Source organism: Bacteroides intestinalis, assembly GCF_003464595.1.
GTDB lineage: Bacteria > Bacteroidota > Bacteroidia > Bacteroidales > Bacteroidaceae > Bacteroides > Bacteroides intestinalis_A.
This window is the reverse complement of sequence record NZ_QRZF01000001.1, coordinates 355,646-371,614: the sequence shown is the minus strand read 5'-3', so window position 1 is coordinate 371,614 and position 15,969 is coordinate 355,646. Positions and strand designations below refer to the sequence as shown.

The following is a 15,969-nucleotide window of genomic DNA, read 5'->3' as shown; positions in this document are numbered from 1 at the left end:
TTAAGTTAATTATTAGTTCTTATCTTTTCGGATCAACAGGCAGAGTCCGATAAACGTGAACAGAGCGTTGAATATCAACAGTTCGTAGCTACACTGATACCCATTGAACCAGGCTTCCGAATTCTTTTGCAGGATGAAGCAAAGGATAGGGGAAAGGATGGCTACCAATGGGATATATTTATCGCGAACCTGCTGTCTCATGAATATACCGAATGCGAATAATCCGAGAATGGGACCGTATGTGTAACTTGCCAGTATATATACGGCATCAATCACACTTGTGTTATTCAATAGGTTGAATACGAATATCGTGATACCCATAATTACAGCCATACCAATATGTACCCGCTTGCGTATCTTTACGATTTCTTCTTCCGTCCTGCCTTTTGTCCCGAGGATATCTACTGTAAAGGAAGTTGTTAAAGCTGTCAATGCTGAGCCGGCAGCGGAATAAGCTGAAGAAATAAGTCCGATGATAAACAAGATTCCTACAATTGCAGGGAAGTAGTTGCCGGTGGCTATCAACGGGAAGAGCTCATCGCTCTTTTCTACCTGAATGCCTTGGTTACCAGCAAAGATGTAAAGTAATACACCCAGCATCAGGAACAACAGAATTACGAAGAACTGTGATATAACACTCGTAATCATGTTTTTCTGTGAATCTTTGAAGTTCTTACAGCTGAGGTTACGTTGCATCATGTCCTGATCCAGTCCTGTCATGGCAATCATTGTGAATGCCCCGGCAAAGAATTGTTTGAAGAAATACTGTTTACTGTTTATATCGTCAAAGAAGAAGATGCGTGACATGTCACTATCGGCAATTGTACTGATCATACTGCTAAGCGATAGATTAAGATCGGAAGCAATATAACTGATGCAGAGAACTACCGATACCACGAGGCAAAATGTTTTGAGTGAATCTGTCCAGATCAGAGATTTAACTCCACCCCGGAAAGTATAGAGCCATACCAATGCTACGGTAATAGCTACATTCAAAATGAAAGGTAATCCAAACGGTTCGAATACCAGCAGTTGCAGTGTCAAGCATACGAGGAACAAACGTACTGCGGCTCCCAGCATCTTAGAGATAAAGAAGAACCATGCGCCTGTCCGGTAGGAAGACATGCCAAAACGATTTTCCAGATATTCATAGATGGATACCAGATTCATTCGGTAGAACAATGGCGTCAATACGAATGCAATGATTAGTTGTCCCGCAACAAATCCCAATACCATTTGCAGGTAACCGAAACTACTGGCAGCCACCATGCCCGGCACTGATACATACGTCACTCCGGAGATGCTGGACCCAATCATGGCAAATGCCACAACATACCAGGCCGATTTACGGTTACCGACGAAAAAACCTTCATTGTCGGCTTTTCTGCCGGCTATGTAGGATATAGTGAACAATATCACAAAGTAAGCGGCAATGGTGATAATAACGGATATCGGGCTCATACTATTAATTTACGATTGAACGATTTATATCGGTAATAAACTTACTCTTCATAAAGCAGATAGGGTTTACGTTGTGCCTTGAACTTTTCAACATCACCTTTCCACATGGCTTTAATTTCATCGGCACTTTTTCCTTCTTTAATCATTTTCCGTACATAATCTCTTCCCACTAACAGTTCAAAGAATGGACGGAAGAAATGGTCATCCAGATTCAAGTTACGGTAGGCGTCAATAACATAGGTTAAATCTACTCCTCGCTTCCAGATTTCCTCATCACTCATATTGCTCAGATCTACTCCATGGCATAGTTTATTCAACTGAGGGGGATTCTTTGCTCCGGGAATACTTCTTGGAGTGAAGCTATAATTATATCCGGTCATATTGGGATGTCCATACACCTGAAATGGCAGTGAAGTTCCTCTGCCTAAGCTGACAGGTGTTGCTTCAAAGAAACAAGTGGACGGATATAAATATATCGACTTCATATTCGGTAGATTAGGAGATGGAGGAATTGGCAATTGATACCTTGTCTGGTGTGTATAGTTCTTACACTTGATAACAGCTAAATCACATTTGCGTGAACCGGGTAACCAGCCTTCTCCATTTACCATTAATGCAAGTTCTCCCAATGTCATTCCATGAACAATAGGAATCGGCAACCATCCCACTCCCGACTTATATTTCATATCCAGAATCGGTCCATCTACATAATGTCCGTTTGGATTGGGGCGGTCTAACAATAAGACTTTCTTATTATATTCTGCACAAACATCCATTAGCCTGCACATTGTTATATAATAAGTATAGAAGCGTAGCCCTACATCTTGTATATCTATTATTAAAATATCGAACTTTTGCATTGAGGCCTTACTTGGCTTCTTATCTTTACCTTCATAAAGTGAAAGGATAGGTACACCCGTTTTTGAGTCTACTGAACTGGATACGTGTTCTCCTGCATCTGCATTTCCACGGAATCCATGTTCCGGTGAAAAAATAGCAACCACATTGAACTTATTTTCCAAAAGGACATCCAATAAATGTTTGTCTCCTATCATTCCTGTATGATTGGAGAATATAGCGATTTTCTTATCTTTCAGGATGGGAAAATACTCGGAAGTCTGTTCGTCACCCAAAATGATTCGATCTTTTTGCGCTTGACACAAGAAGGCACTGCACAATAAAAGAGTCAGTAGCAGAAGTTTCTTCATAATAGTATTATTGTTAAGGAGGATTTTCGTAGCAACAAAGATAGACTTTATTTTAATATCAAAAACACTTATTTTATTATTTTTAGTATTATAATTATTAATTTGCAAATAAAAGTTTCCTTGTTCAATGTTTGATATCTTAAAGAGGAAAGAGGATATACCTCATTGTGAGATACATCCTCTTTCCTTTTAAATGATGGGAAACTCTTTACTGGATATTCCAAATCAGTTTGTCTCTTCTAATGCTCGGCATAGCTGTATGCTTTTACAACGGTTGCTTTATTGCGAAGACCGGCAAAGTAATGAGTCGTATAACGACCGATGGTAATATTCCAATAGTCTGTGTAAAGCTTACCATTGACTTTTAGTAACCAATCTACATTGTCCATAACTGTTTCTCCGGGTACGCCACCATTTGCGGCTGTTACTACTATGCGAAAATCTATGCGGGCAGCTCCCTGTGCAATGTATGTTGTCTTTTTTACAGGTACAGGTTGAAAGCCTGTACTTTCACCAAAGGCGACAGGTGAACCTAAATTGAGCCATGCACTTTTAGTTGCGTCTCCCGTTGCATCTCCTACTTTTTTGCCGTCAGGAATGAGACCAGCGTCTTTATCTGCATTCGTATAAAGCGGATGCAAGGTATACTGATATTGATATTGTAGTTTCATTGTGGTGGGTTGCCCCTCATTTTCATACATCAAGTTAATGAAACGAATGTAGCCGATGGTATCTGTGTCAAAGGTTGCTTTGGATGGATCCAGTGGATACGGAATATCAAAATTGCGCTCCAGAATGATCGGACTGGTATTATAGTCGTGTACAATGACATTTTGTTTTCCTTTGATTAAAGTAATATCTTGATCGAATACTAACTTTAAATCGGTTCCTTGATACAACTTCAGATTCGCTTTGCCTGGCTTGGCGTAGTAGAACCTGCTCGCACCGGGAATTGTGTTATAGTATTTCAATACATTGGTATTGTTAGCCAGCAATTTACCATCCAACTCTACCTTATAGATATTATTTTCAGCCGATGTCGTTACTGGTGTGTAATGACCTATTTGGAACTGAGCCATATCGTCTCCGACTGGAATGGCATCGTAATCCACTTCCATTTTTTCACATGACCCCATAAAGAAGGTGGCTAAAAGAGCAATGCTTATATACTTTATTTTTTTCATATCATTATTTATTTAAAATAAAACATTAGTTTTCAGGGTATTCACCTGGGTAGGCGAACCAAGGGATAGAACACTGATAGTTGGGTGCTGTACCGGAAATCGGTTTCAGTTTCTCTAATGATTCTATGTTCCATGTATACTCTGAATTGTAACGCGGGCGAATGCGATAACAAGGCGAGCCATCATTATAAAGATTATATGCCGCATTTCGGAATTCGATGTCTCTGGCAGCACCCAAGAAGTAACCTTTGAATACCTTCGTGGCATCTTCATCACGTTTCACTTCAATCAAACGTGTGGCGTCCCAACCGTTACCCTTGGATGGATAGTCACCAGTATACTGAATATCATAATGATATTTGCGTAAGTCGGTCCACGCTTCTATACCTCCCCAAGGATAAAGTGAAATAAACTTTTGCAGCATGATGTGCGATAGAGTCAGATTCGCTTCTCCTAATCCTTCTACGTAGGGACCGGCATAATATTCGTTTGCCAGAGCATTGTAGACACTCTTAGTAACTTTGTCTCCACCGCCAATAACTCCCTTGTTTCCCGGATAGAGTGGGGTAACAGTGAAATCCAAGTCGTTGCGAACACCTTCTTTGAAAGCTGTATAAGCAGCTCCTTTATTACCTTTCTTCCAATATGCTTCAGCAAGGCACAGCTTAATTTCTGCAGCAGTCATCAGTACATAAGGTGCGTCATCACGAAATATCCAACGACCAATGCCATCGTTAGGCAAAGATGTTGTGGAATTCTTTACTGTTGTGGTACGGCCATAAAGATGTGGAGTGGTCTTGATTCCAGCAGGGTTGGTGCGGGAAGTATTGTTCCTTCCTCCGTAATATTGGTGGGCTTTTACACTGTCAGGATTGTCAATATAGAGGTATTCAGGGTCACTGTCAGTACTCAATTTAACTGCTACACGAGGGTCATAGTGGCCGGTTAAGTTAATCAGTGTATCTGCTATATATTGCTTTTCGAGCAATTCATATTGATAATACGGGTTAGGAGGCGTTGCCTGTTTGATGCGTTGACCATCTGTTCCATATTTAGGTATGGTTCCTGTCATAATCTGTACCATATAATCATGTTGATAGTAAGTGGTACCCAGGTTTCCACGTTGCGTTCCCCAGAAGTTGTTAAATCCAGAAGAAGATACACTCGCTGAGCCACCCTCCATTTCAACCATTGCATCATCGGCAGATGTTTGCAATGATTTATTGGCGGCTTCAATTAATTCATCGGCATACTTCTCGAGGAAGTCTGATTTGTTTGACAGAGATGACAGGTTACGTACAATTACACCGTAAGCAAACTTTTTCCATTTAGTAATGTCGCCTTTGTAAACCCAGTCATTAGCGGAGATTTTTGAGCCGTAAACGGTTTTATCTTCCATTTCCAAATATTCAATAGCTTTGCGAGCCCATTCACGGACAGCTTCATAGATGTCAGCCTGAGAATCATAATCAAACCGGACGCGTTCATTGTCAAATGCCTGTTTAAGTGGCAATTCGCCATAAACTTTGGTCAGCATATCCCAACTATATGCTTTAATGGCATAACCAATGCCGGCAAGATGCCAATGTTCTGCTTCAATGGCTTGGTTCAGTAAATTTTCAAGGTTCATACCTTGATTCCAGTAAACAGTACGCCAAATTATTGCACCAGTATCACTACTTTGTGGATAATAGTGATTACCATAATTGGAACCATATGAACTCTGTGTAGAACTCCACATGGAAATCATAGGCAGAATAGCATATGTTAAATCCCACGTAACGTCTTGATAAGTTTGCAGGATGCCAGACAGATATAGGTAGTCTTCTACATAATCAGGAGAGTCAACATTCTTATTTACATCCAGATAGTCGTCACAACCGGTATTGAATAACATCAGTAGAGATAAAAATGGAACTATTATAAATTTCTTCATATTTTTCATATTAATAGGGTTTATGATTTAGAATTGTATGCTTAAACCACATGTGACACCCCGTGGACTCGGAATTCCCCATGTATCGTAACCTTCGCCACCTACACCACCGGCAGAAGCAGACATTGTATTACCTACAGCATCCAGACCATTGTAGTTGGTAATAGTGAAGAGATCACTTCCGGATACGTAAATTTGAGCATAACTAAGCAGACCATTAGTTGCTTTTTTAAGGAACTTTTCAGTAAATGTATACGATAGACGTAATTCTGACATACGCAGATAGTTGACGTTGGGTTGAACCCAGTCCCGGGCAGAGCCCGCGTAAATCGTACCACCATAATTACCGTATGTGATGGCGATATTGTTCGGTGTCGGATTCTCTGAGTTTTCATTACCATCCTTCAATACGCCAGGAATAATAACAGAGCCTTGCTCGCGTTTCTTCACTGAATCCCAGTCGATACCATTTTGTGCTAAATATCGGCCAGTTCCATTAATTACAGTTGATTTGAATTTGCCGGAAAACATTGCACTAAGGCGCCATTGACGTTTGAAAGTTACTTCCGTCGAGAAACCGAAACGTAATTTGGGTTCGCGGTCACCGATGTGTGTCCATTCTGAACTTACACGTGGAGCTCCTGTAGTGGGATCTATTAATACTTCACCTTTGTCATTACGTTCAAAGTCAAGACCATGAATAGAAGTAACAGGATCACCTACCATTGTTCCTAAACGAATACCAGCCGTATTTCCATTGGTATAGGTATCATAAAATTCTGCCATTGGGAGTTTGATTGTCTTAGAACCGGTATGTGAAAGATTAACACCTACATTCCAGCGCCATCCATTGTAATTATGGATGATGTCTCCATCGATATGTCCTTCCCAGCCCCATGTTTTAAAGTCACCCAGATTACGGGTGTTCAATATGAAACCTGTAGCGTATGATAAGCGGAAGCCCCTTACTATCTGATCTGTACAACGAGTGCGGAAATAAGTGAAATCTGCAACGATTCGATCATTCAGGAAACGGCCTTCTGCCCCTATTTCATAACTGGTTGTCATCTCAGGCTTCAGTTTTGAGTTTGGACCCGTGAACCCATATTTATAGCCTCCTCCTCTAAGTTCTGTGGGTTCCAGTTCTGGATTAATAGAAAGTGGAGATGTATCTTTACCTACTTGTGCTACAGCACCTCTTAACTTCAAGTAGTTTATAACTTCATTTCCTTTGAATATAGGCAATTCTGTCAGAACGAATGATGCTTCCAATGCCGGATAAAAATAACTCCGGTTATCGGTAGGCAGTGTTGAGGCCCAGTCATTGCGCCCACGTAAGGTAATGAATGCCATGTTATCCCAGCCAAATTCTGCTTGTGCGGAAATTGCCTGAATGCGGCGAATTGTAGAACGTTTTTTAGCGATAATGGTTTTTGGGTTTACGTTGTTGATAGAAGCCATATCCCACACTATGTAATTTCTGCCATAAGAACTCAAGCGTGTTATTTTATTTTCTACCTGATGATAACCAACTTGTGCGGTTACAGTCAGTTTTCCATCAAAGAATTTATCATTCCAACCTGCAAGTATATTCATAGAGAGGTCTGAGAAGTTTTCTTTAACCAAATTGTATACCCCACCAAGGCTGGGTTGTATATCATAGTTGTTTTTAGCCCATAGTGGATGCTCTGATGTTTCAAATGTCTGTGTACCTATATCCCAACCATATTGTGCCCGAAGGAAAATATGAGAATTCGGCTGGATAATACCAGTTACGTTACCAATAATTCTGTCGGATTCATCATAATACTTGTTTTTATTCATCAAGAACAGTGGATTGTACATGTCTCCGTCCACATATGGGTAAGGATAGCGCATGTGTACTCCGTCTGGGTCAAGATAATTACTCATGTCATCCACAAGCGGCCAGCGAAGTGCATAATAAAGTGGTCCACTGGTACCTTTAGGCATTTTATTGTTTTGAGTAGATGCATACTGCATGGATGATTCAAAACGCATCCACTTGGTAATATCTGCCTTGCCTGATAAAGAGAAGTTGCTACGTTGATAATCGGTATTTTTAATAGTACCAGTCTGATCGGTGAATGAAGCGGCTGCACGCATGGTTATCTTCTCTGTACCGGTTTCCACTGATACATTGTGTACCTGCGTGAATCCTGTTTGCAGAATTTGATCAAGATTATTATAGAGTTTAGTTCCTTCAGGATAAAGTCCACCAAAACGAGCTGTATTGAAATAGTTGGTTACACCATAATTTCCATTAGAATATTTAGTCTGTGGATCAGGTAATCCATAGGATGTATCCCAACGGAAACGATTACTGTATGAAACCTTGCCCTTGCCCGCTGTACCTTTCTTGGTAGTGATGATGATTGCACCGTTGGAGGCATTTGAGCCATAGAGTGCTGCAGCTGCGGCCCCTTTCAAGACAGTGATATTCTCAATATCTTCAGGATTGAAGTCATTACCACGTGATGAAAAGTCCAATGTACGGCTATCATAGGTATCATCTACAGCCATGCCATTACTTGCCGAGAAAGAAGAGTTGTTCATTGGTATACCATCGACAACGTAAAGCGGCTGGTTGCTACCGGACAATGAAGTGATACTGCGTAGCGTTACTTGTGTTGACGCTCCCGGAGCACCGGAGCTGGATACAACGTTCATACCTGATACGCGTCCTTGCAGTGCTGTGATGAAATTATCTCGTCCGGATTCTGCTATTTCATCTGCAGTTACTTTTTGTACAGACGAACCGATACCACGTTGTACGCGTTTTAGTCCGAATTCCGTAACAACGACCTCGTTTAGCATATTGGCATCTTCTTCCATTTGCACATTAATTTGTGCCTTAGTTACTTTGACAGACTGTGGTTTACAACCTATATATGAAAATTTGAGTATAGCTCCTTGTTTTGCAGCGATTGTATAGTTTCCATCAGCATTAGTAATTACGCCTTGACCGGTTCCTTGTATTTGAACACTTGCCCCGGCGAGAGGCTCATCAGCAGAATCGGTAACTCTACCTTTAACAGTGATTTGGGTCTGTTGTTGCATTACTTCAGTAGCAGGTGAAGTTGGTTTACCTGCAATGTTGTTAGGACTGGCATTTATACTGATAGCAGGTACTATTAGCATAACAGCTATGCCCATTGAGATTTCTTTAAATCTATTCATAAGAGTCTCATGGTTTAAATTGTTTTTTTGTTGGATAAAATAGTTATACTATTGTATTGTCATGACTTACAGGATAATACATTAGTTGTGGTAGTTTGAGTACTTCGCTATGTACTATTGCTTTTGTTTGTGCGATCTTCATTCATAATATTGATGATTTTGTTGTTAATTAAAATAGCTTCTTCGAATTTAAAGATAAGGATAGTTGATTTAAATAGCTGAGGCTATTCTTTTCTGTTAGGTAAGTTCTTGTTCCATAGGCGTTTTTTCTATTTATTAGGTTTAACTTATGTTTTATCTCTGTTACTTTTATTTATGTACTATATAAGTTCCAAGAGAACGCAAAGTTTTTTTTAACTCTATTCTATAGAGCTTTTAGAACGCATAATTTCTTTGGAAAGGAACTTTTCCCAAAAACTGTTATTAGTAAGTTGGAGTAGGATTAGAAAGTCCGTGCAAAATTGCATCTTAGCCTGAAGACTAAGAAGTATGATAGAAGATTCTTAAACTTATATATAGGATTAATGATACAAAATTGTTAGCAAAGAATATGCTGAAGCAATAATTATACCTATAATTGTCCCATTATTATTTGCTTATGTTCTGATTATTGGTAAATTTGCCAAAAACAGGAACCTGTTTTGTGTTATAATGCCAATAATTGGAATATAAAGTTGTAGCTATGGAACTATATCGGAGCATAATAGAAGATTTGAAAGCATGGAAACGTAATTCCGAAAGAAAGCCCCTTATATTGAAAGGAGCACGTCAAACCGGAAAAACTTGGATTCTTGAGTATTTCGGGAGAACGGAGTTTAAGTATACGGTCAAATTTAATTTTGATAAGGATCATTCTATCCATGAGATATTTGAAACAACCAAGGAACCCTCACGAATTATTTCACAACTATCATTGCTCACTGATAGTCCTATTCTGCCGAGCGAAACCTTACTCATTTTCGATGAAATCCAAGAATGCAATCCTGCCTTAAATGCATTGAAGTATTTTTATGAAGATGCGCCTGAATATGCTGTTGTAGCGGCAGGTTCCTTGTTAGGTGTGGCTTTGTCTAAAGGCGATTCATTCCCGGTAGGCAAAGTTGAGTTCCTGAATTTATATCCTCTTACATTTAAGGAATTCTTAAAGACGACCAATGAAAAACTATACAACTATATTGAAGAACTTACTGAAATAACTCCTTTGCCACAATTTGTTACCGACAGGCTTAGTGAACTGTATCAGCAATATTTGGTTATTGGCGGAATGCCTGCCGCAATAAACTATTTTCTCGAAAACAAAGGCATGGAAAAAGTGAAAAAAGAACAGCAAATAATACTGAATGCCTATACTCTGGATTTCTCTAAACATGCAGAAAATAAGGATATTCCCCGTATTATTCACATCTGGAATTCCATCCCCAGCCAGTTGGCTAAGGAAAACAGAAAGTTTCTGTATAAATTGGTTAAACCCGGTGCGCGTGCTCGGGATTATGAAGACGCTTTGCTTTGGTTGGAAAGTGCCGGCTTGATTTACCGGGTATTTTGTACAACAAAGCCGTTTCTTCCTTTGAAGGCCTATGATGATCTATCAGCATTTAAAGTCTATTTATCCGATGTCGGGCTGTTGCGTGAATTATCCGGTCTTCCGTCCGAAATCGTATTTCTTGGCAATGATACTTATACGGAATTTAAAGGTGCTATTGCCGAAAATTATGTTTTGCAGAGTTTAGTTCCTCAATATGATATTCTTCCACGTTACTGGACTTCTATAGGAAAAGCAGAAGTTGATTTCGTCATTCAGTCTGGCAGTGAAATTATCCCTGTTGAGGTGAAAGCTCAAACTCGGTTAGGAGGTAAAAGTTTGTCTGTTTATGATGCGAATTATCATCCGACATATAAACTGCGTTATTCATTGAATAATTTGAAACAGGATGGTACATTGATTAATATACCTTTATATCTGGCAGATTGGACAAAGAAGATCGTTAACTTTTTAATATATCGCTAATTAAATGGTCATTAATTTAATGACCATTTAATTAGCGATATATTACACTATATTTGTTTATGTTCTGATTGCCAAGGAACATTTTGTAGAATGAAACAGCTTTAATAAGTTACAGATTCCGATAAATCACTTTCTGCATTTTTCTTATCGAGTGCTGTTACGAAATAAGTTCCTTTTTCATTCAATTTGAATGTGGTATCTTTAGTGGTCCCTATTAAGCTGGCTATTTGGTTGATACCATTATCTTTATACACTGCATAATAAGCAGCTTGTACTCCACTCCATGATAAATTACTTCCACTTACGCGGACATTGGTCGGAGTATTTGGCTTTTCAGCTATGGTTCTGCCTAAGTAGGGGAGCAAGACAGGAGTTTTATATACATTCCTGATTACATCCATAATCCTGACTTTATTTTCTACCAGATATTTAACGCTATACAAAACACTTCCTTTTACTTTTGGTTTTGTTTTTGCAAAGTCGAACTGTTTTTGCAGATCCTCAGACGACTGGAATTTGCTGCCATATGCCGGGTCACCAAATTTATAAACTCCATATCCTACTAAAAGATGATTCTCATAAATATATTGTGACCATAAATTTAGTCTCTGATTAAAACTGCTCTCTTCCGTGCCCGTAGCAAAATACAATTGTGGAATTACAACATCCACCCAGCCTTCTTTCGACCACTTTTTCACATCTGCAAACAAAGTATTATAGTTACTATCCATATTGGCCGCGGGGCTGATTGAGAAGATCACATCAGGACGAGTCTCGATAATAGTCTTTTGAATATTCTGGATTACTACATTTACGTTATTTCGTCTGAAATCAGCAATATTATCAAACTGTGCCTTACCATATTTTTCATATTCCGCATTATCATTCATGCTCTCAGACGCTTCTAATGCAGGATAGAAATAATCATCCATATGAATACCGTCAACATCATATTTAGTAATAATTTCCTTGACGATTTGTGTTATGCGGGTTTGCACCTCGGGTAAAGCCGGATTATAAATCCGAATCTTTTCGTAATCCTTAGTCAGTTCAGTAGGAATCTTTGGATCCAACTGAGGAAATGCCGAACCTTTATTTGCCCGGGTTGAAATACGATAAGGGTTTAACCAGGCATGGAATTGGATATCTCGTTTATGAGCTTCTTCAACAAGAAATTCCAGTACGTCATAACTTGGCTTAACCCCGGCAGTTCCTGTGATATACTTACTCCAAGACTCGTATTGCGAATCATAAAATGCATCTGCCATTCCTCGAATCTGGAAGAATATTGCATTCATTTTGTTTTCGACTAATAAGTTCAGATAGTCAATATACTTTTGTTTCTGAGCAGTAGCATCGTACTCCTCCATGGGCCAGTCGATACCCCAGGCTGTGGTTGCCCATACTCCACGCAACTCTTTTTGAGGCAAAGTCGAAGGTGTATTTTCTTCCGGCGGTGGTATAATATCATCGTCATTGTCCTTGCTACAAGATGCGACAAATGCAATGAAAATAATCAAGGTTAGATATTTCAAATATTTCATTCCTAAATTCAGAATAGTGAAGCCGTCTAATTCTCACTCATTAGACGGCTCCTATGTTAATACTATAATTTATTTGATTAAAAAACGAAGATAGTTATTAATCTTCTTCCTCTTGTTTAATAGGGAACTCACAGATTACAAACCCTGAATCTGTACGCGAGCCGAAAATGCAGAGTTTGGCATCCTTTCCATTTTCATCTTTCTCTATACGATAATCAGTTTGTGCAAGAGCTGCCCCATTGCCGCTTCCACCCAAGATGAATCTATAATCAGGATTATGATTATCTCCTTCATCAAATTTCTGCATAGCTTCAGCTACTGTACTTCCCTTGGTCAGATTGTAAACAACTAAAGAAGGAGTTGCTTTGGTCGCACTTCCTTGTCCGGCACTGCAAACTATCAGATAACGTTCCTCATTAAAGGTAAATATCCTGGGGGCAACTGCTTCCGTTTCCAAGTTCGATTTGTTCATTGCATATTTACTTCCAAGAGATTCATCAACCAATGTAACAGGCAATCTTACTCCCGCCCATACATACTGGTCTGTATCTTCTATTCTATACACATTGGTAACCATAGTCGCATCAGCACTTGAAGTCAGCACTTTTGGTTCACCTATTGTCTTATGATTGCTTACGGTCAGTCTCAAAAAACTAGTGGATTTATTATCTCCAAAGAAGATAAATCCATTACCGTTTTTATCGATGTTGACTGATATGTTATCTCCATGTCTGATTCCAGCTCCAGGAATATCCGAAACTTTGATATCGGCAACAACTTCAGGTTTAGAATCCGGTGTTTCCCAATAGTAAATTTTCAGCGGTGATGCTTGAGAGCCTGATAATGACGCAATATATACATGCCCGTTTACCAATGCTCCCATATTGTAGGTGAAAGTACCGCCCGCTACACCTGTAAGATCCAACATGATCGGTTTAGTTTCCCCCTTCTTCAGGTCAGATACCTTAAGAAGGTGGGGGGCGGTTTTTCTGCTGACAACCAATACATGCTCACCATCATAAGAAGCACATCTTGTATTCTGACTTACATAATCAGGATAGATATTATCTCCGGAGAAATCATATACTGTAGGCTTCTCAAAATCAGCTCCGTATACCGGAATTCTTTTTCTGACTCTTATAAAATATTCTTTGTATCTCTTTTGATTTACTATCCGAAGAACCAAAGTTTTAGAAGCAGTTTCTTCATCCATAGAAAAATCCAATACCGAATTTTGAAGAGTAGCTCCATCAGAAAGCTTCGCGTCCAGATTAAGAGCAGAGAAGTTCGTTGTCATATCCAAGCGCGGGAAATTGATGATTTTATTGTCTTCATCAATGGTTCCTTCTACAACTGTATTGCCATCTGCACCTGCATTGGTTATTTTGATAGAAAGAAGTTCGGTGTCATAAGGTGCTATATGGCTTTTCGGATAATCCTCATCGCAGGATACCAGACCAAGTCCCAGCAATACAGCCAAAAATCCTATATTTCTTATTAATTTATACATAATCTCATGTTTTAGTTTAAAATAATTTCCATGATTTCATTGATTCATGTTATCAATTGATGCCTGTTGGCCAACCTTCAGTCTGAGTCAAAGTATATCCCTTATTCTTATAGTCCGAAATTTGATTCGTGCCAATAGGAGAAAGATAAGGATTAACATTAGGAACGTTCAGGAACGGTAGTCTACCCTGATTCTGTGTAGGATAGAAGAAACCATTCATCTTAGCTGCATTAGTTCCATCATATACCGTAAAGCTTCCGTCTTTGGTCATTACTCTGAGTTTCCCTTTATTCTCATCCTTCAACTCGCTTTTTACTTCATTGTTGAAATTAACCCAGGTACCAATCAACAAATCTTCATTCTTATCGGTATCCATATATTCCAGCTTTTTCCAACGCCTTAAGTCAATGATACGTGAGAATTCAAAAGCAAATTCCATTCTTCTTTCCCGTCTGATCTCCCAAAGTAGTGCCGGTACAGTAGGATCTCTATGGGGATCTTGTGGAAGTGCGTCCAACTTCATCTCAGCTGTCATTGTTACTCCTAAAGCTTTGGCTTCATCTGCCACCGGTCTTTTGCGAATCAGATTGATAGATATATCTATATCACTCTGAGAAACCTCTGTACCACCCAGTGTTGCAAGTTCAGCTTTCGCTTCAATCCAATTTAGCAAGACTTCAGCATAACGCAGTACCGGATAACCTGTTACGTTTTTCTCGCTTTGGAATTCGGCAGCCGGAGAACCACCACTTTCAATATAACTCAGTCCACTTCGTGGGATAAACTTTGTTACATATAAATAGCTACTCTTGGATCTTGGAGTGGGTTTAGTATAGAAGCTGGCTTCAAAACGAGAATCTCTTGTTTTAATCAGATTGCTAAGAGTAAAATCATCTACATTTTCCAAAGAAGAAGTCTGCCAATCCTTACCATCTGTACAAATGAACGCTTTAATCAAATCCAGGTTTGGACCAACATCGGTAGGGTCATTCATATTACAAGTTGATGCGATGGAATGCGTAACATTTTGACCAGCATCATATTTTCTGTATAAAATGCAATCCTTGCTGTTGGTTAAGTCAGTAGAACCGAATAATTTACGGAAATCTTCAACAATACCATATTTGCCACTATTCATAACCATCTCTGCTGCAACAACAGCTTGATCGAAGAACTTTTTAGCCCGTTCGTTATTTTTATAATAATATTTCTGCCAGCTTGCCTCAAACAGAGCCCATCTTGAAACCATGGCGGCTACTACGTAACGATTCACATATTGACCTCCATCATTCAAACGAACGTTCTGTAATGCATACTCAAAATCGTTGTAAACTGCATCCATAACCTCGTTTCTCGGAGTGCGGTCTTTGTATAAGCCATCCTTATCCGTATTCTGAACTTCTGTGTCGTAATAAGGAACATCGCCAAAAACATTTACCAGACGAGCATATTCCAGTGCTCTGAAGAAGCGTCCAACACCTGTCCAATGGTTATATTGTTCGTCTGTCAATATTTCAGGCATCAGATTAGTGATGCGGTCAATCATAACATTTGCTTTTCTAACCCAGGCAAAATTCCATGTAGGACCGGTAAATTCACTTTGCCACATCATATCCAGACTTGTACTTCCTTTAGATGTAGGAACTGTACGCCCAAACTGTGTTTGAGTGGACATCCTCACTGCGTCGTCATTAAATGTATAATTGGCGTTAGGAGCATAAGTCGTTGTATACTTTAATCCATACCCCACAAAGAAGTTTGTGTAAAAAGCATTAGCATATAGACGTACTCTATCTTCATTGGTCCAATATGCATCATCCTCAGCCGTAGTCAATGACGGGCGGTCGAGCACATCATTACAGTTCGTAAACAATAAAACGACACCGGCTAAAATTATAAATATTTTTAATTTCATAATGA

Annotated in this window: 9 protein-coding genes; 1 reads left to right on the top strand and 8 read right to left on the bottom strand. The window is 39.3% G+C overall.

The genetic code is table 11. The features are described 5' to 3' along the window. Positions 1-12: 12 nt before the first annotated feature. The 5 genes from DWW10_RS01350 to DWW10_RS01330 form a co-directional block, all read right to left on the bottom strand. A complete protein-coding gene (locus tag DWW10_RS01350) occupies positions 13-1,461 on the bottom strand; it encodes a sodium:solute symporter (RefSeq protein ID WP_022394222.1) in 1,449 nt (482 codons plus the stop codon). A gap of 41 nt (positions 1,462-1,502) precedes the next feature. After that, positions 1,503-2,669, bottom strand: a complete 1,167-nt coding sequence (locus DWW10_RS01345) for an exo-beta-N-acetylmuramidase NamZ family protein (RefSeq protein ID WP_118420640.1) — start codon at positions 2,667-2,669, stop codon at positions 1,503-1,505. 239 nt (positions 2,670-2,908) lie between these two features. Continuing rightward, entirely contained in the window at positions 2,909-3,853 is a 945-nt protein-coding gene (locus DWW10_RS01340) for a hypothetical protein (protein ID WP_022394220.1), read from the bottom strand. A 25-nt stretch (positions 3,854-3,878) separates the two neighbouring features. Beyond that, positions 3,879-5,789: a SusD/RagB family nutrient-binding outer membrane lipoprotein gene (locus DWW10_RS01335; protein WP_259320396.1), complete on the bottom strand. Its 1,911-nt coding sequence runs from the start codon at positions 5,787-5,789 to the stop codon at positions 3,879-3,881. Positions 5,790-5,816: 27 nt separating this feature from the next. Further along, a complete protein-coding gene (locus DWW10_RS01330; RefSeq protein ID WP_022394218.1) occupies positions 5,817-8,987 on the bottom strand; it encodes a SusC/RagA family TonB-linked outer membrane protein in 3,171 nt (1,056 codons plus the stop codon). Between the two features lie 682 nt (positions 8,988-9,669). Between DWW10_RS01330 and DWW10_RS01325 the strand changes: the two genes are divergently transcribed. Continuing rightward, positions 9,670-10,995: an ATP-binding protein gene (locus DWW10_RS01325; RefSeq protein ID WP_022394217.1), complete on the top strand. Its 1,326-nt coding sequence runs from the start codon at positions 9,670-9,672 to the stop codon at positions 10,993-10,995. A 101-nt stretch (positions 10,996-11,096) separates the two neighbouring features. On the opposite strand, the gene DWW10_RS01320 is transcribed toward DWW10_RS01325, so the two are convergent. The 3 genes from DWW10_RS01320 to DWW10_RS01310 all read right to left on the bottom strand — a co-directional run bounded on the left by DWW10_RS01320 (position 11,097) and on the right by DWW10_RS01310 (position 15,964). Then, positions 11,097-12,539 (bottom strand): glycoside hydrolase family 10-like protein, encoded by a 1,443-nt coding sequence (locus DWW10_RS01320; RefSeq protein ID WP_022394216.1) that lies wholly within the window; start codon positions 12,537-12,539, stop codon positions 11,097-11,099. A 97-nt stretch (positions 12,540-12,636) separates the two neighbouring features. Further along, positions 12,637-14,049 (bottom strand): DUF4623 domain-containing protein, encoded by a 1,413-nt coding sequence (locus DWW10_RS01315; RefSeq protein WP_022394215.1) that lies wholly within the window; start codon positions 14,047-14,049, stop codon positions 12,637-12,639. A gap of 52 nt (positions 14,050-14,101) precedes the next feature. Next, a complete protein-coding gene (locus tag DWW10_RS01310) occupies positions 14,102-15,964 on the bottom strand; it encodes a RagB/SusD family nutrient uptake outer membrane protein (protein ID WP_022394214.1) in 1,863 nt (620 codons plus the stop codon). Between the last annotated feature and the right edge of the window lie 5 nt (positions 15,965-15,969).

What these genes read in the sequence shown, in the direction of transcription:
- DWW10_RS01345 (WP_118420640.1), bottom strand. Translation starts at nt 2,669, where the DNA reads ATGAAGAAACTTCTGCTACTGACTCTTTTATTGTGCAGTGCCTTCTTG.
- DWW10_RS01335 (WP_259320396.1), bottom strand. Translation starts at nt 5,789, where the DNA reads ATGAAGAAATTTATAATAGTTCCATTTTTATCTCTACTGATGTTATTC.
- DWW10_RS01325 (WP_022394217.1), top strand. Translation starts at nt 9,670, where the DNA reads ATGGAACTATATCGGAGCATAATAGAAGATTTGAAAGCATGGAAACGT.
- DWW10_RS01315 (WP_022394215.1), bottom strand. Translation starts at nt 14,049, where the DNA reads ATGTATAAATTAATAAGAAATATAGGATTTTTGGCTGTATTGCTGGGA.
- DWW10_RS01340 (WP_022394220.1), bottom strand. Translation starts at nt 3,853, where the DNA reads ATGAAAAAAATAAAGTATATAAGCATTGCTCTTTTAGCCACCTTCTTT.
- DWW10_RS01310 (WP_022394214.1), bottom strand. Translation starts at nt 15,964, where the DNA reads ATGAAATTAAAAATATTTATAATTTTAGCCGGTGTCGTTTTATTGTTT.
- DWW10_RS01350 (WP_022394222.1), bottom strand. Translation starts at nt 1,461, where the DNA reads ATGAGCCCGATATCCGTTATTATCACCATTGCCGCTTACTTTGTGATA.
- DWW10_RS01320 (WP_022394216.1), bottom strand. Translation starts at nt 12,539, where the DNA reads ATGAAATATTTGAAATATCTAACCTTGATTATTTTCATTGCATTTGTC.
- DWW10_RS01330 (WP_022394218.1), bottom strand. Translation starts at nt 8,987, where the DNA reads ATGAATAGATTTAAAGAAATCTCAATGGGCATAGCTGTTATGCTAATA.